Below are 20,913 nucleotides of genomic sequence, written 5' to 3'. Positions count from 1 at the left end.
GGCAAGCCACGTGGCCCTGGGTTGAAGTTGAGCGGCGGCGGCGCCGCGGATAGTTGGTCCCGAGTGAGATCGACGTGGCAGTCGCCATGCGAGGGCAAGCGGCGAGACGCACCGGTCGAGTTCGATTGGGACAATGCACGGCGAAGGCCGACCCGTCGGGCTGAAGCCGCTGCGAAGTGTGCGGGCGAAAGCCGATGTAGCTCAGTTGGCAGAGCGCGTCCTTGGTAAGGACGAGGTCACCGGTTCAATCCCGGTCATCGGCTCCAACCTTCGCTCACACGCGCCTAGCGTGTGAGCTTCGGCTGGCAAGCCAGACGATTGGTTGTCCGCCATAGCCCACAGGGCGTCGGTGGACCTCGTTTGTGCGTAGGCAGGGGCAAGGCGTAGTCGCAGGGAGAGCTTAAGGGTCATGGGTAAAGAGAAGTTCGACCGCTCGAAACCGCACGTCAACATCGGCACGATCGGTCACATCGACCACGGCAAGACGACGACGACCGCGGCGATCACCAAGGTGTTGCACAAGCACAACCCGAAGGTGTCGTTCCGGTCGTTCGACTCGATCGACAACGCGCCGGAAGAGCGGGAGCGCGGGATCACGATTGCGACGGCGCACGTGGAGTACGAGACGGCCAACCGGCATTACGCGCACGTGGATTGCCCGGGGCACGCCGACTACGTGAAGAACATGATCACGGGTGCGGCGCAGATGGACGGCGGCATTCTGGTGGTGGCGGCGACCGACGGGCCGATGCCGCAGACGCGCGAGCACATTCTGCTGGCGCGGCAGGTGGGGGTGCCGTATCTGGTGGTGTTCCTGAACAAGGTGGACGCGGTCGACGACGCCGAGCTGCTGGACCTGGTCGAGCTGGAGGTGCGCGAGCTGCTCTCGAGCTACGGGTTCCCCGGGGACGAGATCCCGATTGTGCGCGGCTCGGCGCTCAAGGCGCTCGAAGGCGACCCGGAGTGGGAAAAGACGATCGACAACCTGATGGAGGCTGTCGACGCGTACATTCCGATGCCGCTGCGCGAGATCGACAAGCCGTTCCTGATGCCGGTCGAGGACGTGTTCTCGATCTCGGGGCGCGGGACGGTGGTGACGGGGCGGGTCGAGCGGGGCAAGGTGAAGGTCGGCGAGGAAATCGAGATTGTGGGTTTCGGGCCGACGCGCAAGACGGTGGTGACCGGCGTCGAGATGTTCAAGAAGCTGCTCGACGAGGGCCAGGCGGGCGACAACATCGGCGCGCTGCTGCGGGGCATCGACAAGGAAGCGGTCGAGCGCGGGCAGGTGCTGGCCAAGCCGGGGTCGATCACGCCGCACACCAAGTTCAAGGGCGAGGTCTACGTCCTGACCAAGGAAGAGGGCGGGCGGCACACGCCGTTCTTCAACGGGTACCGGCCGCAGTTCTACATCCGGACGACGGATGTGACCGGGGTGGCCCACCTGCCCGAGGGCGTGGAAATGGTGATGCCGGGCGACAACGTGACGATGGAGATCGAACTCATCGGGCCGGTGGCGCTGGAGAAGGGCCTGCGGTTTGCCATCCGCGAGGGTGGCCGCACGGTGGGCGCCGGTACGATCACCGAGATTCTGCAGTAAGTCGTCGGCAGCGCCGACGACTTCGGTGGTAGGGCCGGCTCTCCGAGCCGGCCATCACCGCGCAGCAGTCGCGGGGCAGTAGTAGTGATGGACGCCTGGAAGAGGCGTCCCTACCAACGCGATAGGTAGAAGACCATGAGAGACATCGTTCAGCTCGCGTGCGGCGAGTGCAAGCGTCGCAACTACAGCACGACGCGCAACAAGAAGAAGACGACCGAGCGCCTGAACATGAAGAAGTTCTGCCGCTTCTGCAAGTCGCACACGGATCACAAAGAGAGCAAGTAACCAGCGTCACTGGGTAGCGCCGGGCTGGCTCAGCCCGGCGTGTCGCTGTACAGGCCAGTAGCTCAATTGGCAGAGCACCGGTCTCCAAAACCGGGGGTTGGGGGTTCGAGTCCCTCCTGGCCTGCCAAGACACCCGCTGGTGGTCGCCCGGGCGCATCGCGACAACCGCGAGACGCGCCAGGGCGTCTGCACTGAAGGAACCGCACCGTGAAGACCGCGATGGTGGACAACGTCAAGGACGCACAGGTAGGCCGTCGCGAGGCCGAGACGCCCGTCGTGGCGACGTCCGGCCCGCTCGGCTGGTGGGCACGCGCGAAGGACTTCCTGGTGAAGGTGCGCGAGGAGGTCGGGCGGGTGTCCTGGCCGACCCAGCGCGAGGTACAGGCCACGACCATCGTCGTGATCATCTTCTCGCTGATCATGGGCATCTACCTGTTTGCGGTGGATGCGGCCTTCAACAAGCTCGTCGAGTGGATCTTCCGACGGCTCGGGGGGGCGGCATGAGCGAGACGCAGGAGCAGGAAGGCGCCATACAGGCGCCGGTACTCAGCTGGTACATCGTGCACACGTACTCGGGCTTCGAGAAGAAGGTCAAGGAGTCGCTCGAGCAGCGTGTGCAGGCCTACGGTCTCGAGGACAAGTTCGGCGAGGTCCTCGTGCCGCAGGAAGTCGTGGTCGAGATGCGCGGCGGGCGCAAGTACGAGGCCCCCAAGCGCATCTTCCCGGGCTACCTGTTTGTCGAGATGCTGATGACCGACGACGCGTGGCACGTGGTGAAGAACACGCCGAAGGTCACGGGATTTGTCGGGGCGGGCGCCAAGCCCACGCCGCTGACCCGCGAAGAGGTGGAGAACATCCTCCTCCAGGTGCGCGAGAGCGCGGAAAAGCCCAAGCCGAAGTACAGCTTCGAGAAGGGCGATCAGGTCCGGATCAACGAAGGCCCGTTCACCAACTTCAACGGGACGGTGGACGAGGTCAATACCGAGCGCAGCACGCTGAAGGTCATGGTCACGATCTTCGGGCGGTCGACGCCGGTGGAACTCGATTTCCTCCAGGTCGAGAAGCTTTAGGCCCAGATCGCAGCAGGGACGGTTCGAAGAGACATGGCCAAGAAAGTTCAAGCACTCGTGAAGCTCCAGATCGCCGCCGGCAAGGCAACGCCGGCGCCGCCTGTCGGTACCGCACTCGGTCCGCAGGGCGTCAACATCATGGACTTCTGCAAGAACTTCAACGCGAAGACCGCCGGGCAGGACGGCCTCATCATCCCCGTGGTGGTGACGGTGTTTGCCGACCGGTCGTACACGTTCGTGTTGAAGACGCCGCCGGCGCCGATCCTGCTCAAGCGGGCGGCCAACGTGCCCAAGGGCTCGGCCGAGCCGAACAAGAACAAGGTCGGGACGGTGACCAAGGCACAGGTCGAGGAGATCGCGCGCATCAAGTTGCCGGACCTGAACTGCGAGTCGCTCGAGGCGGCCATGCGCAGCGTAGCCGGGACGGCGCGCTCGATGGGCCTCGACGTCGTCGGCTAGATAGGACGCAGACGGCCATCGTCATACGGCCGTCGGCCTTCGCCCGCTGGAAGATGGAAACCGCTGGGGCGTGGTTTCGACATTCCGGCACTCAGCATTCCGGCATTGCTGGAATGCGGTCAACGTGGGAGGCCGCACGACGGCCGACTGCACCACGGAGGTAGACATGCCCACTCCCGGGAAGAAGTTCGCGGCGGCGCGCGCACAAGTAGAAGAGCGCCCGTACGTCTTGGACGAGGCCATTCCCCTCGTCCAGAAGCTCAAGTACACGAAATTCGACGAGACTGTCGAAGTCGCGATGCGACTCGGCGTCGATCCCAAGCACGCCGACCAGATGGTGCGTGGCACGGTGGTCTTGCCGCACGGCCTGGGCAAGACCAAGCGCGTGCTGGTGATCGCCAACCCCGAGAAGCAGCGCGAGGCCGAAGCGGCCGGCGCCGACGCGATCGGTGGCGAGGAACTCGTCGAGAAGATCGCGGGGGGCTGGACGGACTTCGATGCCGTCGTGGCGACGCCCGACATGATGCGTGCCGTGGGCAAGCTGGGCAAGGTGCTCGGTCCGCGCGGGCTCATGCCGAATCCGAAGACGGGAACGGTCACGACCGACATCACGAAAGCCGTGCAGGAAATCAAGGCGGGCAAGGTCGAGTTCCGGGTCGACAAGACCGGGATCGTGCATGCCCCGATCGGCAAGGTGTCATTCCCGGCCGAGAACCTCCTGGCCAACGCGCACGCCCTCTTCGACAGTGTGATGAAGGCGAAGCCCGCGGCGGCCAAGGGCAAGTACCTCAAGAGCCTGACGGTCAGCTCGACCATGGGCCCGGGCGTGGCGATCGACACCTCGCATGTCGAGGCGCTCGTCAAGTAAGGGGAGAGACCATGGCTGTATCTCGTGCTGACAAGCAACTGGAACTCGGGCAGCTCACGGAATCGTTCGGGAAGGCCGAGAGTCTGATCCTGCTGGAGTACAAGGGCCTCAAGGTACCCGAGGTCACCGAACTGCGTCGCCAGGTGCGCGCGGTGCAGGGCTCCTACAAGGTGGTCAAGAACACCCTCGCGCGACGCGCGATGGCCGGCACGCCCTTCGAGGCGCTGGCGCCCCACTTCACGGGTTCGACGGCAGTCGCCTTCAGCGGCGACGACCCGGTCGCGCTCGCGAAGGTGCTGACGACGTTTGCCAAGACGGCTCCTGCCCTGGTGTTGAAGGCAGCGGTCGTGCAGGGCGACGTGGTCGAGGGCCCCGCCGTGAACGAGCTGGCGAACATGCCCGGCAAGCCGGAGCTGTACGCCAAGCTGCTGTACCTGCTGCAGGCCCCGATGGTCCAGATCGTGAGCGTGCTGAGTGCGGCGCCGCGGGACCTGATGAACGTCCTGTCGCAGGTGGAGAAGAAGAAGGGCGAGGGCGAGTAAGGAAACCGGCCGCCTCCGGGTGGCCATGGACGAAGTCGCTGTCAGCTATCAGGCCGTCTGCTGTGTCCCGGTGGGGAACGTCAGCGATGGACCCCGTGGTAGCTGAAAGCCGGACGCAGAGCGCTGATAGTCGACAGTAAGGAGATTGGGAATGGCAGACGTGACGCAGGATCAGGTAGTCGAGTACATCAAGAACATCTCGGTGATGGAGTTGTCCAAGCTCGTCAAGACTCTCGAGTCCGAGCTGGGCGTGTCAGCCGCGGCGGCAGCCCCGGTGGTCGTGGCCGCCGGCGGTGGCGCCGCGGCGGCAGCCCCGGTCGAGGAGCAGACCGAGTTCAACGTCATCCTCCTCGAGGCGGGCGCGAACAAGATCAACGTGATCAAGGCAGTTCGCGAGGTCACGTCGCTCGGCCTGAAGGAAGCCAAGGATCTCGTCGAGGGCGCGCCCAAGGCGATCAAGGAAGGCGCGACCAAGGACGAGGCCGCGGCCATCAAGAAGAAGTTCGAAGAAGCCGGCGCGAAGGTCGAGATCAAGTAACACGATCCGGCTTGTTCGCGAGCCGCGTGTGCCCAGTGGACGTGCCCGACCCCGCCAGGTCGGGCCCGTCGGGGCCGCGCGGCTTTCGCCGTTTGTATGATTCGGCTCCGAAGACCTCGTGCGACGGGTGGTTCGTGGCGGAACCTGACCCGGGGGAATCGTGAAGTATGAGCAGCAGCCTGGCCAAGAACGTCTACCGCGAGCGCATCGATTTTTCCAAGATCCGGACGACCGTCCCGATTCCCAACCTGATCGAGATCCAGAAGAAGTCCTACGACCGCTTCCTGCAGATGTACACCCTGCCGGCCGAGCGCGAGGACGTCGGCCTGCAGGCCGTCTTCAAGTCGGTCTTCCCGATCTCGGACTTCCGCGAGAACTCCTCGCTGGAGTTCATCGAGTACTCGATCGGCAACTGGGACGAGTGCGGATGGGGTGACGAGGCTCGTGGCCTGGTCCACGAGATCGGCGGGCGCCGCATGGCGCTCAACCTCAAGTACGACATCAACGAGTGCCTCGAGCGCGGGATGACGTATGCGATCCCGCTCAAGGTGACGATCCGCCTGGTGGTCTGGAACAAGGACCCCGAGACGGGCGCCAAGACCATCCGCGACATCAAGGAGCAGGAGGTCTACTTCGGCGACATCCCGCTGATGACCGATCACGGGACGTTCATCATCAACGGCACCGAGCGCGTCATCGTGTCGCAGCTGCACCGGTCCCCGGGCGCCTTCTTCCACACGGAAGACAAGACGCTCTTCATGGGGCAGCTGATCCCGTATCGCGGCTCGTGGGTCGAGTTCGAGTACGACAGCAAGAACCTGCTGTACGTGCGCATCGACCGCAAGCGCAAGTTCCTCGGCACGGTGTTCCTGCGGGCCCTCGGCCTGCGCAACGCCGACGAGATGCTGCGGGCGTTCTACACGATCGATTCCCTGCACCTCAAGGGCGAGCGTGTCCTGTGGACCGTCAACGAGAGTCCCGTGGACTGGCGTGCCGGCGAGGACATGACCATCCCGGGCAGCGAGCTCGCGCTGACGCGCGGCAAGCGCATCACCAAGGCCCTGATCAAGGCGCTGCGCCACGCCGGCATCACCGAGGTGCCGGTCGAGTACAGCCACCTCGAGGGCGAGCAGCCGTATTCGGCCGCCGACGTGGTCGATCCGGCGTCGGGCGAGGTGTTGCTCGAGGCCAACGAGGAGCTGTCGGCGCGTGTGCTGGCGATGGCCCAGGAGAAGGGCATCGAGCGTATCGACATCTTCTTCCCCGAGAAGGACGAAGTCGGTCCGGTGCTCTCGGCGACGCTGCGCAAGGATCCGATCCGCACCCACGAGGAAGCGCTGATCGAGATCTACCGCCGCCTCCGGCCGGGGGATCCCCCGACGCTCGAGAGCTCGCGGTCGCTCTTCGAGAGCATGTTCTTCAACCCGCAGAAGTACGACTTCTCGCGTGTCGGCCGGCTGAAGCTGAACACGAAGCTGAAGCTGCAGACGCCGCTCGACGAGAAGGTGCTGCACCCGCAGGACTTCTACGAGGTCATCAAGTATCTGCTGAAGCTGCGCCGCAACCCGGCCAACGTGGACGACATCGATCACCTCGGCAACCGGCGCGTGCGCTCGGTCGGCGAGCTGCTCGAGAACCAGTTCCGCATCGGCCTGGTGCGGATGGAGCGTGCGATCAAGGAAAAGATGTCGGTGTACCAGGAAATGGCCACCGCCATGCCGCACGACCTGATCAACGCCAAGCCGGTGATGGCCGCGATCCGCGAGTTCTTCGGCAGCTCGCAGCTGTCGCAGTTCATGGACCAGACCAACCCGCTCTCCGAGATCACGCACAAGCGGCGTCTCTCGGCGCTCGGGCCGGGCGGCCTGTCGCGTGAGCGCGCCGGGTTCGAGGTGCGCGACGTGCACCCGACCCATTACGGGCGCATCTGCCCGATCGAGACGCCGGAAGGCCCGAACATCGGCCTGATCTCGTCGCTCTCGTCGTACGCGCGGATCAACGAGTTCGGCTTCATCGAGTCGCCGTACCGCAAGGTCGAGAACGGCTTCGTCGTCGACTACGTGAAGATCACGCAGGGCGCGGGCAAGCTCGAGGCCGGCGCGGTCGTGCGGGTGTCCGAGGCCACGGCGGCACGCAAGGCGAGCAAGGAGCTCGAGTTCGAGCCCTACCCGTTCTACCTCTCCGCGTGGGAGGAGGACCAGTACATCATCGCGCAGGCCAACGCGGAGGTCGGTGAGGACGGCCAGTTCGTCGACGAGCGTGTCAACGCGCGCCAGGCGGGCAACTTCATCCTCGCGCCACGCGAGAACATCCAGTTCATCGACGTCTCGCCGAAGCAGTTGGTGTCGGTGGCGGCCTCGCTGATCCCGTTCCTCGAGAACGACGACGCGAACCGCGCGTTGATGGGCAGCAACATGCAGCGCCAGGCGGTGCCGCTGCTCCGCGCCAAGGCCCCGTACGTGGGCACCGGCATGGAGTACATCACCGCCCGCGACTCGGGCGCCGTGACGCTCGCGCGCCGTGCCGGCATCGTCGACTACGTCGACAGCCAGCGCATCGTCGTGCGCGTCGACGGCGACCAGGTGTCGAGCGAGATGGGCGCCGACATCTACAACCTGATCAAGTTCAAGCGGTCCAACCAGAACACCTGCATCAACCAGCGCCCGATCATCCGTGTCGGCGAAAAGGTACTGAAGGGGCAGGTGCTGGCCGACGGACCGTGCACGGAGATGGGCGAGCTCGCGCTCGGCCGCAACGTGCTGGTCGCGTTCATGCCCTGGCGCGGCTACAACTTCGAGGACGCGATCCTCGTCTCCGAGAAGCTGGTCAAGGAGGACTACTACACCTCCATCCACATCGAGGAGTTCGAGATCGAGGCCCGCGACACCAAGCTCGGGCCCGAGGAAATCACCCGCGACATCCCCAACGTCGGCGAGAACTACCTGCGCGACCTCGATGAGAGCGGCATCATCCGCATCGGCGCCTACGTCAAGCCGGGCGACATCCTGGTGGGCAAGGTCACGCCGAAGGGCGAGACCCAGCTGACCCCGGAAGAGAAGCTGCTGCGGGCGATCTTCGGCGAGAAGGCGGGCGACGTGAAGGACGCGTCGCTGACCTGCCCGCCGGGTATCGAGGGGATCATCGTCGGCGTCAAGATCTTCTCGCGCAAGGGCATCGAGAAGGACGATCGGGCCAAGGCCATCGAGGCCGAAGAGCTCGAGATGATGGAGAAGAACCTCCAGGACGAGATCCGCATTCTTCACGACGAAGTGAAGAAGCGCGTGATTGCGCTCCTGGACGGCCAGACGCTCCGCACCGACCTGTTCGATCAGCACGGTCAGCAGCGGCTCGTGAAGAAGGGCACCGCCCTGACGCGTGAGCTGATGAACGACGTGCCGTTCCTCTCACTGGTCCGGTCGCGGATCGAGGCCAACGACCCGCGTCTCGAGGACGCGCTGCGCGAGATCGAGGAGCGCACCGACCGTCAGGTCGAGGTGACGCGCGAGGTCTTCGAGGAGAAGAAGGAGAAGATCCGCCGCGGCGACGAACTGCCGCCGGGCGTGATCAAGCTGGTCAAGGTCTACGTCGCCATGAAGCGCAAGCTGTCGGTGGGCGACAAGATGGCCGGCCGTCACGGCAACAAGGGCGTGATCGCGCGGATCTTGCCGGAAGAGGACATGCCGTACCTGCCGGACGGACGTCCGGTGGAGATCGTGCTCAACCCGTTGGGCGTGCCTTCGCGCATGAACGTCGGGCAGATCCTCGAGACGCACCTCGGCTGGGCCGCGCACGGCATCGGCGAGCAGCTCGACCAGATGGTCAAGGACCAGCGCAGCAACGCGGACGTCAAGGCGCGCCTCGCCGTCGTCTTCCCGACGTCAGAGCGCGTCAAGGCCCTCGACACCCCGGCCGAAGTGGCCGCGTTCACGGCGACGTTGAAGGACGGCGTGCACTTTGCGACGCCGGTGTTCGACGGCGCCAAGGAAGACGAGATCCGCCAGTACCTGAACCTGGCCGGCCTGCCCGACCAGGGCAAGACCGACCTGTACGACGGCATGACGGGGCAGAAGTTCGAGCAGAAGGTGACCGTCGGGTACATCTACATGCTCAAGCTGTCCCACCTGGTGGATGACAAGATTCACGCGCGATCGATCGGACCGTACTCGCTCATCACCCAGCAGCCGCTGGGTGGCAAGGCGCAGTTCGGCGGCCAGCGGTTCGGCGAGATGGAGGTGTGGGCGCTCGAGGCGTATGGCGCCGCGCACATCCTGCAGGAACTGCTGACGGCCAAGTCCGACGACGTGACGGGGCGCGCCAAGATCTACGAGGCGATCGTCAAGGGCGATGCCAGCTTCACACCTGGCCTGCCCGAATCGTTCAACGTGCTGATCCGCGAACTCCAGGCACTGTGCCTCGACGTGGAACTCGTGAAGCTGCGGGCGCGGCCCGCACCGCTGGTCACCGACGAACCGGTGCCGGCCGAACCCGTGGGGCAGGGGGTTTAACGCAACATGAGACCAGACTTCTCGACCAAGGGGACGCTCACCGCGGACTTCGACTCGATCCGGATCAGCCTGGCGTCGCCAGACAAGATCCGGCAGTGGTCGTACGGGGAGGTCACCAAGCCCGAGACCATCAACTACCGGACGTTCAAGCCGGAACGTGATGGCCTGTTCTGTGCCCGCATCTTCGGGCCGGTCACCGACTGGGAGTGCCTCTGCGGCAAGTACAAGCGCATGAAGCACCGCGGCGTGATCTGCGACAAGTGCGGCGTCGAGGTGACGCAGGCCCGGGTGCGCCGCGAGCGCATGGGCCACATCGAGCTCGCCACGCCGGTGAGCCACGTGTGGTTCTTCAAGGGGCTGCCGAGCCGGATCGGGCACCTGCTCGACATCTCGCTTCGTGACCTCGAGCGCGTGCTGTACTTCGAGGCCTATGTCGTCATCGAGCCCGGCGACACGGACATGAAGCAGAACGAGCTGCTCAACGAGGATCAGTACCGCAAGGCCCGCGAAGAGTACGGGTTCACGGCGTTCACGGCGCAGATGGGCGCCGAGGCGATCAAGAGCCTGCTCCGCAACGTCGACATCGCCACGCTCGCGGTCGAGCTGCGCGAGAAGATGAAGGTCGAGCAGTCGATCCAGAAGCGCCAGAAGTACGCCAAGCGCCTGAAGGTGGTCGATGCCTTCCGCAAGAGCAGCAACCGGCCGGAGTGGATGATCCTGGACGTGATCCCGGTGATCCCGCCCGAGCTGCGCCCGCTCGTGCCGCTCGACGGTGGCCGCTTCGCCACCTCGGACCTCAACGATCTCTATCGCCGCGTCATCAACCGCAACAACCGGTTGAAGAAGCTGATGGAGCTCAAGGCGCCCGACGTCATCATCCGCAACGAGAAGCGCATGCTTCAGGAAGCGGTCGATGCGCTGTTTGACAACGGCCGCCGTGGCCGCGTGCTGCGCGGGGCGAACAACCGTCCGCTCAAGTCGCTGTCGGACACGCTCAAGGGCAAGCAGGGCCGGTTCCGCCAGAACCTGCTCGGCAAGCGCGTGGACTACTCGGGCCGTTCGGTCATCGTGGTCGGGCCGGAGCTGAAGCTCCACCAGTGCGGCCTGCCCAAGAAGATGGCCCTCGAGCTGTTCAAGCCGTTCATCTACAACAAGCTCGAGGAGCGCGGGCTGGTCGCCACCATCAAGCAGGCCAAGGAGATGGTGGAGGAGCAGCGGTCCGAAGTGTGGGACGTGCTCGAGGAATGCATCAAGGAGCATCCGGTGCTCCTCAACCGCGCCCCGACGCTGCACCGCCTCGGCATCCAGGCCTTCGAGCCGGTGCTGGTCGAAGGCAAGGCGATCCGCATCCACCCGCTCGTCTGCACGGCGTTCAACGCCGACTTCGACGGCGACCAGATGGCGGTGCACATCCCGCTGTCGCCCGAGGCGCAGATCGAGGCCTCGGTGCTGATGCTCTCGAGCAACAACATCCTGTCGCCGGCCAACGGCGCTCCGATTGCCGTGCCGTCGCAGGACATCGTGCTCGGGTGCTACTACCTCACCAAGTCCAAGGCGGGGGCGATCGGCGAAGGCCGGCTGTTTGCCAACCTGGACGACGTGGTGCTGGCGCTCGAGAACGGCGAGCTCGAAACACTGACGCCGATCCGGCTGCGGCTCACCGGCAACCTGATCGACCTGACCGTCGCCCGCGACGACCAGGCGGTGCTGCACACGCCGCTGCACGCGGTGGAGCGCCGGATCATCAACACCACGGTCGGTCGCGTGATCTGGAACAGCTCGCTGCCATCCGAGATGCCGTTCATCAACGGTCTGCTCAAGAAGAAGGGGCTGCAGCAGGCGGTGCAGTACTGCTACCTGCACTTCGGCCTCGAGAAGACCGTGCAGATGCTCGACAGCCTGAAGACGCTGGGCTTCACCTATGCGACGCAGTCGGGTCTGTCGATCGGCATCAACGACCTGATCATCCCGTCGGTGAAGGCCGAGCTGGTCAATCACGCCGAGGCCGAAGTCATCAAGGTCGAACAGCAGTACCAGGAAGGCGCGATCACCAACGGCGAGCGCTACAACAAGGTCATCGCCCTCTGGTCGGATGCGACCGAGAAGATCGCCGACAAGATGTTCGGCGAGATGGAAGAGCGCGACCGCTCGGGCCAGTCGTTCAACCCGGTCTACATCATGGCGGACTCGGGAGCCCGCGGTTCCAAGCAGCAGATCCGCCAGCTGGCCGGCATGCGCGGTTTGATGGCCAAGCCGTCAGGCGAGATCATCGAGACGCCGATCAAGTCGAACTTCCGTGAAGGCCTGACGGTGCTGCAATACTTCATCTCGACGCACGGCGCGCGCAAGGGCCTGGCGGACACGGCGCTCAAGACCGCCGACTCCGGCTACCTCACGCGTCGACTGGTGGACGTGGCGCAGGACGTCATCATCCACGAGCCCGACTGCGGCACGATGGACGGCATCGAGGCACGTCCGATCGTGGAAGCGGGCGAGACCATCGAGCCGCTGCGCGACCGGATCATCGGCCGCGTCACGCTCGAGGACGTGATCGATCCGATCACCCGCGAAGTGCTCGTGGCGGCCAACGAGAACATCGATGAGGATCTCGCGACGGTCGTCCAGGAGGCGGGCATCGAGATGGTCAAGATCCGCTCCGTGCTCACCTGCGCCAGCCGGCGTGGGGTGTGCGCCAAGTGCTACGGCCGCGATCTCGCGACCGGGCGCATGGTGGAGATGGGCCTGGCCGTCGGTGTCGTCGCCGCGCAGTCCATTGGCGAGCCCGGCACGCAGCTGACGATGCGCACGTTCCACATCGGTGGCACGGCGTCGCGCATCTCGGAGCAGTCGACGCAGGAATCGCGGCACGCCGGCACGGTGCGCTTCGAGAACATCTCGTCGGTCGAGACGGGTGTCGAGGGCGGCATTCGCGACATGGTCGTGATGAACCGCAACGGCAGCCTGATCGTCCGAGACGGCAAGGGCCGCGACGTCGAGCACTACCAGGTGATCTACGGTGCGCGCCTGCGCGTGACCGACGGCCAGAGGGTCGAGCCGGGCCAGGTCCTCCTCGAATGGGATCCGTTCACGTTCTCCATCCTCACGGAGGAGGCGGGCACGGTGAAGTTCAAGGACATCATCGCGGACGTCACCGTCCACGAGGAGGTCGACGAGGTCACGGGCATGTCCCGGCGGATCATCATCGAGGGCATCGACGAGAAGAAGCAGCCGCTCGTCGAGATCCGCAACCTCGATGGCAAGGTGCTCCGGAAGTACCACATCCCGTCGCACGCCCACCTGATGGTGGAGGACGGCGATGCGGTGACCCCGGGTGCCGTGCTCGCGAAGATTCCGCGCGAGACGACCAAGACCAAGGACATCACGGGCGGTCTGCCGCGCGTGGTCGAACTGTTCGAGGCCCGCAAGCCCCGCGAGGCGGCGGCCGTCATCAGCGAGATCGACGGCATCGTCAAGATCGGCGGCATCGTCAAGGGCCAGCGCAAGATCATGATCGTGCCCGAGGAAGAGGGCGGGGAGCCGCGGGAGTACAGCCTGCCGCGCGGCGTGCACGTGAACGTCCAGGACGGCGATCGCGTGCGGGCCGGCGAGCAGCTCATGGACGGCCCGAGCAACCCGCACGACATCCTCGCGGTGCTCGGCGAGAAGGAACTGCAGCGGTACCTGGTCAACGAGATCCAGGAGGTGTACCGCCTGCAGGGCGTCAACATCAACGACAAGCACATCGAGACCATCGTCCGGCAGATGATGCGGTGGGTGAAGATCGAGGATGTCGGCGACACCGAGTTCCTGATCGACGACGTGGTGGACCGGTTCCGGTTCATCGAGGAGAACGAGCGCGTGGTCACGTCCGGTGGCGTGCCCGCGAAGGGCCGCCCGATGCTGCTCGGCATCACCAAGGCGTCGCTCTCGACCGACTCGTTCATCTCGGCGGCCTCCTTCCAGGAGACCACGCGCGTGCTCACCGAGGCGTCCATCAGCGGGCGCATCGACACGCTGCGCGGCCTGAAGGAGAACGTCACGATGGGCCGGCTCATCCCGGCGGGTACGGGCTTCTACGCCTACAGCAACGTGCACATCCCGTCGGATGCGCCGCCGCCCCCGCCGCCGCCGTCCCCGGAGGACGCGGAACTCGAGCGCGACCTCGATTACCTGTCCGACGCCGACGATCTCCTCGATCGCGAGCGCGGCGAAGTGGTCGAGTAGTTGGTAGGGCCGGCTCTCCGAGCCGGCTGTCTCCGCATCCGCGGGTCACGACGAATTGGCGGGGTGCCCGATTGGGGACCCCGCCTTTTTCTTGTGTCGGTTCGGTGCCACTTCCTGCCGCCTCTCGCCCTCGCCCGTCCGCGACCTCCTCCGTCCTCCTTCCTCCTTCCTCCTTCCTCCTTCCTCCGTCCTCCCTCCTCGCGGCCCGTCATAATAGGGCAGGGACCCTGCCGGTCCTGCCAAATGGGAGAGTCCGAGATGCAGTTCAGCCTGCGTGGTTGGCGTGCAGTCTGCGCGGCCGTGGTGGTGCTCGCGATCGCGGGGGTCGGGTCCGTGTCGGCCCAGGATCTCGCCTCGTTCGAAAAACGCCTCACGGTGCACACCCTGCCCAACGGGTACACGTTCCTGATCCTCGAGCGCCCGGGGGCGCCCGTCTTTTCGTTCGCCACACGGGTCGACGTCGGGTCGGCGCAGGAGGTGCCAGGCATCACGGGCCTGGCGCACATGTTCGAGCACATGGCGTTCAAGGGCACGCCGCGCCTTGGCACGAAGGACTTTGCCAGGGAGAAGGTCGCGCTCGACGAACTCGAAGCCGCCTATCAGGCCTACGAACGGGCCCGTGCGGCCGTGAAGCCCGACCAGGCCGAGGTGGACCGGCTGCTGAAGGCCTTCAAGGACAAGGAGGCGGCCGCGCAGGAATTCGTGATCGCCAACGCCTTTGACGAGGCGCTGTCGCGCGAGGGTGGCGTGGGCCTGAACGCGAGCACCAGCGCGGAGGCGACGACCTACTACTACTCGTTGCCGACCAACAAGTTCGAGCTGTTTGCCTACCTCGAGTCCGAGCGCTTCATCCACCCCGTGTTCCGTGAGTTCTACAAGGAGCGCGACGTGGTCATGGAGGAAAGGCGCCAGCGAACCGAGAGCCAGCCCATCGGCAAGCTGATCGAGCGGATGCTTGCCACGGCCTTCCTCGCGCATCCCTACAAGCAGCCGACTGTCGGCTACATGAGCGACCTGCAGCGCTTCACGCTCACTGACGCCGAGGCCTTCTTCAAGAAGTACTACGTACCGGCCAACATGGTGACGGCCATCGTCGGCAACGTGAAGGCTGCCGAGATCATCCCGATTCTCGACAAGTACTTCGGCAGGCTGCCGAAGGGCGAGAAGCCGGCGCCCCTGCGCACCCTGGAGCCGCCCCAGTCGGCAGAACTGACCATCACCCTGCGCGAGAAATCGCAGCCGATCTACATCGAGGGCTATCACAAGCCGTCGGCGCTGCATCCCGATGATGCCGTCTACGACGCCATCGCCGAGATCCTCGGCCGCGGCCGGACGTCGCGCCTCTACACCTCGCTGGTCGAGAAGCAGAAACTCGCGGTGCAGGCGCAGGTCGGCGGTGGCTTGCCAGGCGTGAAGTATCCGCACCTGTTCGTGGCGCTGGCAGTCCCGGCCCGCGGCATCAGCAACGACAAGGTCGCCGAGGCGCTGCACGTCGAACTCTCGCGAATGGCGACCGAGGATGTGACCGACGAAGAACTCGCGCGGTTCAAGACGCGGGCCAAGGCCGACCTCATCCGGTCGCTCGACAGCAACAGCGGCCTGGCCGAACAACTGGTGACCTACCACACACTGACGGGCGACTGGCGCGACATCTTCAAGTACATCGAGCGGACCGATGCCGTGAGCAAGGCCGATATCCGCCGCGTCGCGGCGGACGTGTTCAAGGTGACCAACCGTACGGTGGCCCGGCTCGAGAACGACGCGGCACCGGCCGCCGGAGGCACGCGATGAGCCGCTTGCGTACAGGAGTGGCCCTCGCGACGTTCGTCCTCGGCGGACTGGCGGCGGCGGTCGCCGACGCCCAGGTCGCGACGGTGGACCAGTTGAAGTACCCGGCCCTGCCGGCCTTTTCGTTGCCGCGGCCAACGCGCACCGTGCTGCCCAACGGCCTCGTGGTGCTGGTCATGGAGGATCACGAACTGCCGCTGGTGAGCGTGTCCGCGCGCTTCCGGACCGGGTCGCTCCTCGAGCCGGCCGACAAGATCGGCGTGGCGAGCCTGACCGGCTCCCAGATGCGATCGGGCGGCACGGTCGCACTCGCGCCCGAGGCCCTTGACCGCTATCTCGAGGGGCGCGCCGCCTCCATCGAGTCGAGCATCGGCGACGACTCCGGCTCGGCGAGCATGAGCGTGCTCAAGCAGGACTTCGGCGAGGTGCTGCAGGTGTTCTCGGACGTCCTGCGGCAGCCGCGGTTCGACCCGGCCCGCCTCGAGGTGGCCAGGCGTGGCATCGAGGCCGGCATCGCCCGCCAGAACGACGATCCCAACTCGATCGCGAGCCGCGAGTTCCGGGAGTTGATCTACGGCGGTGACACGCCGTTCGCGCGGCAGGTGACCTACGCGACCGTGCAGGGCCTCACGCGCGACGATCTCGTCGCCTGGCACGCGAAGTACCTGCACCCGGACCAGACCATCCTCGCGGTGCATGGCGACATCACTTCGGCCGAAGCGGTGGCGGCGGTCACGAAGGTGTTCGGCTCGTGGGCCCGGGGTCCGAAGCAGATGATCACGTTCCCGGAGCCGCGGCCGCAGTCGGCGCCCGGTGTATTCGAAGCGGTCAAGAGTGACGTCGCGCAGTCCTCGATCCGGATCGGCCACATGGGGACGCTGAAGAGCACCCATCCCGATTACTATCCGGTGCAGGTGCTCAACGAGGTCCTGAGCGGTAGCTTCACGTCGCGCCTGTTCTCGAGCGTGCGCACCGCCAAAGGGCTCGCCTATTCGGTCGGCGGCGGTGTTGGCAGCAATTACACGCGCGTGGCGCCGTTCTCGATGAGCACGAGCACGAAAACATCGACGACGGCAGAAACGATCGAGACGCTGGTCACCGAAGCGAAGCGGATCATCGCCGAGCCGCCGACTGCCATGGAAATCGACCTCGCCAAGCAGTCGATCCTCAACTCGTTCATCTTCAACTCCGCCACGACCGAGCAGGTGCTCGGGCAGCAGGTGACCTACGAGTACTACGGCATGCCGACCGACTGGCTCGAGCGGTACCGGGCCGGCATCGAGAAGGTGACGCCGGCCGACACCGCACGCGTGGCCAGGCAGTACATCAAGCCTGATCAGTTCGCGATCCTCGTCGTCGGTCCCACCGAAGGCCGAGACAAGGCGTTGAGCACGTTCGGGACGGTGAAGACGCTCGACATCTCGATCCCGGAACCGCCGTCCGCGGCCCCGGCAGCTGCGCCGTCGGCCGCGCCCGGTGCCGAGGACACCGGTCGTGCCCTCATCAGCAAGGCCGTCGACGCCATGGGAGGAGCGGCGGTCATCGACGGGGTCAAGGCCTACCGCGAGGAAACGACCGTCTCGGCGACGACGCCGCAGGGCGACATCGAACTGCAGTCGACCGTGCTCGTGGCGCCGCCGGACCGGGTGCGGCAGGAACTAGTCACCCCGATGGGTGCGATGACGATGACGATCGCCGGCGCCACTGGCACCGTGCAGGGCGGGCCGCAGGGGTCGATGCCGTTGCCGGAAGCGCAGCGGACGCAGATGCTGAAGCAGATCCAGCGGTCGCCGATCTTCCTGCTCCAGCGTCGGGCCCAGGCCGGATTCAAGGCGGTCGCGGCCGGGGATGGCAAGGTGGGCGAGACGCCGGTTGCGCTCGTGCGCGTGGATGTCGAGGGCGATTCGATGACGCTTGGCATCGACCCCGCGACCGGGCAACTGCGCAGCCTGCTGGCGCGAGGCACCGGCCCGACCGGCGCTCCCGCCGACGTGCTCACCGAGTACGGCGACTATCGTGCTGCCGGCGGTATCACCGTCCCGCATGCGCGGCGCTCGAGCATCGGCGGCACGACGTCGCAGACGGTGACCGTGAAGAGCGTGCAGGTGAATCCACCCCTGCCTGCCGACGCGTTCGGCGCCGCGAAGTAACCCATGCCCGCTGCCGCCCCCCCGCCCGCCGTGACGTACGTGCACGGGCTCGTGCGCCCGATCGGCGTTCGTGTGCCGCGGGAATGGTACGTGCCGAACGAGTCCTTCGGGTGGCGGGCCGTGGTGGTGCTGTTCGGCGTCCTGATCGGCTGCGTCGCGGCGTTGCCCTGGCTCGTCGACCGGTGGGGTGTCGTCGCGATGCTGCCGGTGCTGCCGGTGATCGGCGCCTACGTCTACAAGATCACGATCCTCATGCACGAGTGCTGTCATCGCACCCTGTTCCGGGCCCGCGCGACCAACGACCGGGTCGGGTTGGTGTGCGGCGGCTTCCTCGTGACGGGCTACGACGGGTTCTGCCGCGCTCACTGGCAGCATCACCGCCACTGTGGCACCGAGGAGGACGGGGAAGAATCCGATTACATGAAGCTGCAGGACGCCTCGGCGATGCAGTTGCTGGTGCACCTGGTCAAGCCACTGCTAGGCGTCCAGGCCGGACGCCTGGCGCTGGCGGCGCTCGCCGCGCTGGCGCATCGGTTCGGTGGTAGCGGCTCCGTGCACGCGGGGGACCAGCCGGCGTCGCAGGTGCGCACGCACGTGCCGATCGTCAGTCCGGTGGCGCAACTGGCGGCGATCGGGGGCTGTCAGTTGATCATCGCGGTGCTGGCGAGCGGTTTCGGACGGCATCCCTGGCTGGTGATCGCCTACCCCGTGACGGCTGCGACCTTCGGGTTGTTCTTCAGCCGCGTGCGTGCGTTCTGCGAGCACGTGCGCCTGGATCGGCACGTCGGCGAGTGTTCGGTGCGGTCGCACCTGCCCAACCCGGTCGATCGCCTGTTCTTCTACACGCTGAACATGAACCTGCACGTCGAGCACCACCTGTTTCCGCAGGTGCCCGCCTGTCATCTGCCGGCCGTGCGGCAGCACCTGCAGGACATCGGGTACCTGCAACCGGCGATGACGTCACGGTTCATCCTCGGCACGATCGCCGGCGTCCTCGGCCACGCACGCGCGCGTCGTCGAGTCACCGCCTGATGCAGATCGAGACCGTCGAGGTCGCGTGCAGCACGTGCGGCAGTCGTGACGCGGACGAAGTCGGGCGCTCCCGTGATCACGAGTTCGCGACCTGCGACAACGAGTTCGTGTTCGTTCGCTGTCGTGCCTGCGGCCTGACCTACCTGCGCAACCGGCCGGCGCCGCACACGCTCGGCACCATCTATCCGCCCTCGTACTACCGCTACGCGGCCTTTCTCGGGCCGGTCACCACGCGCCTGCGTGCGGTGGTGCAGGGCGGCCGCGTGCGGATGTTGCGGCGATGGCTCTCGCCAGGAGCGACCGTGATGGAGGTGGGCTGCGGCGAGGGGCAGTTGCTGCAGGCCATCAAGGCCGACGGCGACCCGTCGTGGCGGGTCGTCGGCGTCGACATCTCGGAGGACGCGTGCGAGGCACTACGGCGCACCGGGCTGGAGATGCGGTGTGCGCAGTTCGAGGATCTGGACTGGCCCGCGTCGACGGTGGACCTCGTGATCATGAACCAGGTGATCGAACACCTGGCCGATCCCCGTGCGTGCGTGGCCAGGGCGGCGGCGCTGCTCCGGCCCGGCGGGCGGCTGCTGATCGAGACGCCGTCGGTGGGATCGTGGGACCGCGACTGGGTGGCCGCCGACAGGTGGGGTGGATGGCACTGCCCACGGCACTGGTCGCTCTACACGCGCGACTCCCTCAGCGGGTTGCTGGAGCAGCAGGGGTTACGGGTCGAGCGCACCGAGTACCTCCTGAGCCCGTTCATCTGGGCGCACACGCTCCAGAACGTCGTCCGCGATCGTCCCGCGTGGCGCTGGGCGTCGGGTGTCCTGTCGGAGCGCTCGGTGCCGGCCCTCTTGGCCTACGGCGTGCTCGACACGGTGCAGCGCTGGACGCGTGGCCGGACGTCGAACATGCGGGTTGTCGCCCGGAAGTCGTAGGGGCCGATGGCCTCCGAACGCCGAGCTGGGACAGCCCGGCGTTACCAGACCGCTTCCAGCTTCCCGCTATCCCGTGTTCCCGTGTCCCGTGTCCCGTGTGCTATGATGTCCGTTCGCCGCGAGCCCCCGGGCGAGACCATAGTCGAGGTCGCGATCAAGTGAGCACCAGATCGCCGGGGAAATGGCGCGGGTTGCACAGGCACCCTGCACCGTGATAGGCTCGCAAGGTTTTGTCGGGGTCAGGACACCCTATCTGACCCCGAGCCACGCGAAGTGAGGCCCGGATCCTGGGCGCTGCGCCGGACCGGCAGCGGGGATTGGCGGGCACATCCGAGCGGAACGCCCCAGATGGCCGACCGCGCGACAACTTCGAAGACGTAGGGTACCCAGTCTCGGGTGCCAGGTCGGCCTTGGTCGACTTTCAGGCCCGGGACGCCGTGTCGCCGCTGTTGGGGCGGCACGGAGGCAAGTCCGAACGGGCACGCCTGACGAGGCGTGCCTGGATGCGTGTCTGTCGACTCGAGCGACACGCGCGTGCAGGTGGAGTCACTGTGCCGACCATCAGTCAGCTTGTCCGCAAGGGCCGCGAAGCGGTCATCGACAAGACCAAGAGCCCTGCACTGCAGGAGAGCCCGCAGAAGCGGGGGGTCTGTGTCCGGGTGTTCACCCAGACGCCCAAGAAGCCGAACTCGGCGCTCCGCAAGGTGGCGCGTGTGCGGTTGACCAACAAGATCGAGGTGACGACCTACATCCCGGGCGTCGGCCACAACCTGCAGGAGCACTCGCTGGTGCTCATCCGCGGGGGCCGCGTGAAGGACCTCCCGGGTGTCCGTTACCACGTCGTGCGGGGCACGCTGGACGCCACGGGCGTCGCGAACCGCCGGCAGGGTCGGTCCAAGTACGGCGCCAAGCGGCCGAAGTCGTAG

The 20,913-nt window shown here is 66.2% G+C and carries 15 protein-coding genes, 2 tRNA genes and 1 pseudogene; all 18 read left to right on the top strand.

What is annotated here, in order from left to right; genetic code table 11:
• Positions 1 to 190: 190 nt before the first annotated feature.
• Positions 191 to 266 (top strand) — tRNA-Thr (locus tag LuPra_RS24405).
• 143 nt (positions 267 to 409) lie between these two features.
• Complete coding sequence (tuf, locus tag LuPra_RS24400; protein WP_110173164.1) at positions 410 to 1,597, top strand: elongation factor Tu; 1,188 nt, start codon at positions 410 to 412, stop codon at positions 1,595 to 1,597.
• Positions 1,598 to 1,732: 135 nt separating this feature from the next.
• Entirely contained in the window at positions 1,733 to 1,882 is a 150-nt protein-coding gene (gene rpmG / locus LuPra_RS24395; RefSeq protein WP_110173177.1) for a 50S ribosomal protein L33, read from the top strand.
• 51 nt (positions 1,883 to 1,933) lie between these two features.
• A tRNA-Trp gene (locus LuPra_RS24390) sits at positions 1,934 to 2,009 on the top strand.
• Between the two features lie 80 nt (positions 2,010 to 2,089).
• Positions 2,090 to 2,386, top strand: a complete 297-nt coding sequence (gene secE / locus LuPra_RS24385; RefSeq protein WP_234800533.1) for a preprotein translocase subunit SecE — start codon at positions 2,090 to 2,092, stop codon at positions 2,384 to 2,386.
• Complete coding sequence (gene nusG, locus LuPra_RS24380) at positions 2,383 to 2,952, top strand: transcription termination/antitermination protein NusG (RefSeq protein WP_110173176.1); 570 nt, start codon at positions 2,383 to 2,385, stop codon at positions 2,950 to 2,952. The genes secE and nusG overlap by 4 nt, the downstream gene beginning before the upstream one ends.
• Positions 2,953 to 2,985: 33 nt before the next feature.
• Positions 2,986 to 3,411 carry a 50S ribosomal protein L11 gene (gene rplK, locus LuPra_RS24375; RefSeq protein ID WP_110173175.1) on the top strand — a complete coding sequence of 142 codons (426 nt, stop codon included), beginning with the start codon at positions 2,986 to 2,988 and terminating at the stop codon, positions 3,409 to 3,411.
• Between the two features lie 166 nt (positions 3,412 to 3,577).
• The gene (gene rplA, locus LuPra_RS24370) at positions 3,578 to 4,279 is read left to right on the top strand and encodes a 50S ribosomal protein L1 (protein WP_110174852.1); all 702 of its coding nucleotides are present in this window, start codon (positions 3,578 to 3,580) and stop codon (positions 4,277 to 4,279) included.
• A gap of 11 nt (positions 4,280 to 4,290) precedes the next feature.
• Entirely contained in the window at positions 4,291 to 4,821 is a 531-nt protein-coding gene (gene rplJ / locus LuPra_RS24365; RefSeq protein ID WP_110173174.1) for a 50S ribosomal protein L10, read from the top strand.
• Positions 4,822 to 4,972: 151 nt separating this feature from the next.
• The gene (rplL, locus tag LuPra_RS24360) at positions 4,973 to 5,359 is read left to right on the top strand and encodes a 50S ribosomal protein L7/L12 (RefSeq protein ID WP_110173173.1); all 387 of its coding nucleotides are present in this window, start codon (positions 4,973 to 4,975) and stop codon (positions 5,357 to 5,359) included.
• Positions 5,360 to 5,526: 167 nt separating this feature from the next.
• Positions 5,527 to 7,296, top strand: a pseudogene (locus tag LuPra_RS34655) (DNA-directed RNA polymerase subunit beta); the annotation flags it as partial.
• 123 nt (positions 7,297 to 7,419) lie between these two features.
• Entirely contained in the window at positions 7,420 to 9,864 is a 2,445-nt protein-coding gene (rpoB, locus tag LuPra_RS34650; protein ID WP_418001420.1) for a DNA-directed RNA polymerase subunit beta, read from the top strand.
• Between the two features lie 6 nt (positions 9,865 to 9,870).
• Entirely contained in the window at positions 9,871 to 14,088 is a 4,218-nt protein-coding gene (gene rpoC, locus LuPra_RS24350; RefSeq protein ID WP_110173171.1) for a DNA-directed RNA polymerase subunit beta', read from the top strand.
• A 258-nt stretch (positions 14,089 to 14,346) separates the two neighbouring features.
• Entirely contained in the window at positions 14,347 to 15,879 is a 1,533-nt protein-coding gene (locus LuPra_RS24345; RefSeq protein ID WP_110174851.1) for a M16 family metallopeptidase, read from the top strand.
• Positions 15,876 to 18,026 (top strand): M16 family metallopeptidase, encoded by a 2,151-nt coding sequence (locus tag LuPra_RS24340; RefSeq protein WP_110173170.1) that lies wholly within the window; start codon positions 15,876 to 15,878, stop codon positions 18,024 to 18,026. Before LuPra_RS24345 ends, LuPra_RS24340 begins: the two co-directional genes overlap by 4 nt.
• 3 nt (positions 18,027 to 18,029) lie before the next feature.
• Positions 18,030 to 19,058 carry a fatty acid desaturase family protein gene (locus tag LuPra_RS24335; RefSeq protein WP_110173169.1) on the top strand — a complete coding sequence of 343 codons (1,029 nt, stop codon included), beginning with the start codon at positions 18,030 to 18,032 and terminating at the stop codon, positions 19,056 to 19,058.
• Positions 19,058 to 19,987 carry a class I SAM-dependent methyltransferase gene (locus LuPra_RS24330; protein WP_110173168.1) on the top strand — a complete coding sequence of 310 codons (930 nt, stop codon included), beginning with the start codon at positions 19,058 to 19,060 and terminating at the stop codon, positions 19,985 to 19,987. The genes LuPra_RS24335 and LuPra_RS24330 overlap by 1 nt, the downstream gene beginning before the upstream one ends.
• Before the next feature lie 551 nt (positions 19,988 to 20,538).
• A complete protein-coding gene (gene rpsL / locus LuPra_RS24325) occupies positions 20,539 to 20,913 on the top strand; it encodes a 30S ribosomal protein S12 (protein ID WP_110173167.1) in 375 nt (124 codons plus the stop codon).

Source organism: Luteitalea pratensis (assembly GCF_001618865.1).
Lineage (GTDB): Bacteria > Acidobacteriota > Vicinamibacteria > Vicinamibacterales > Vicinamibacteraceae > Luteitalea > Luteitalea pratensis.
Note: the sequence above shows the minus strand (reverse complement) of the source record. Positions and strands in the feature narration are given on the sequence as shown.

What these genes read in the sequence shown, in the direction of transcription:
- tuf (WP_110173164.1), top strand. Translation starts at nt 410, where the DNA reads ATGGGTAAAGAGAAGTTCGACCGCTCGAAACCGCACGTCAACATCGGC.
- rpmG (WP_110173177.1), top strand. Translation starts at nt 1,733, where the DNA reads ATGAGAGACATCGTTCAGCTCGCGTGCGGCGAGTGCAAGCGTCGCAAC.
- nusG (WP_110173176.1), top strand. Translation starts at nt 2,383, where the DNA reads ATGAGCGAGACGCAGGAGCAGGAAGGCGCCATACAGGCGCCGGTACTC.
- rplK (WP_110173175.1), top strand. Translation starts at nt 2,986, where the DNA reads ATGGCCAAGAAAGTTCAAGCACTCGTGAAGCTCCAGATCGCCGCCGGC.
- rplA (WP_110174852.1), top strand. Translation starts at nt 3,578, where the DNA reads ATGCCCACTCCCGGGAAGAAGTTCGCGGCGGCGCGCGCACAAGTAGAA.
- rplJ (WP_110173174.1), top strand. Translation starts at nt 4,291, where the DNA reads ATGGCTGTATCTCGTGCTGACAAGCAACTGGAACTCGGGCAGCTCACG.
- rplL (WP_110173173.1), top strand. Translation starts at nt 4,973, where the DNA reads ATGGCAGACGTGACGCAGGATCAGGTAGTCGAGTACATCAAGAACATC.
- rpoC (WP_110173171.1), top strand. Translation starts at nt 9,871, where the DNA reads ATGAGACCAGACTTCTCGACCAAGGGGACGCTCACCGCGGACTTCGAC.
- LuPra_RS24345 (WP_110174851.1), top strand. Translation starts at nt 14,347, where the DNA reads ATGCAGTTCAGCCTGCGTGGTTGGCGTGCAGTCTGCGCGGCCGTGGTG.
- LuPra_RS24340 (WP_110173170.1), top strand. Translation starts at nt 15,876, where the DNA reads ATGAGCCGCTTGCGTACAGGAGTGGCCCTCGCGACGTTCGTCCTCGGC.
- LuPra_RS24335 (WP_110173169.1), top strand. Translation starts at nt 18,030, where the DNA reads ATGCCCGCTGCCGCCCCCCCGCCCGCCGTGACGTACGTGCACGGGCTC.
- LuPra_RS24330 (WP_110173168.1), top strand. Translation starts at nt 19,058, where the DNA reads ATGCAGATCGAGACCGTCGAGGTCGCGTGCAGCACGTGCGGCAGTCGT.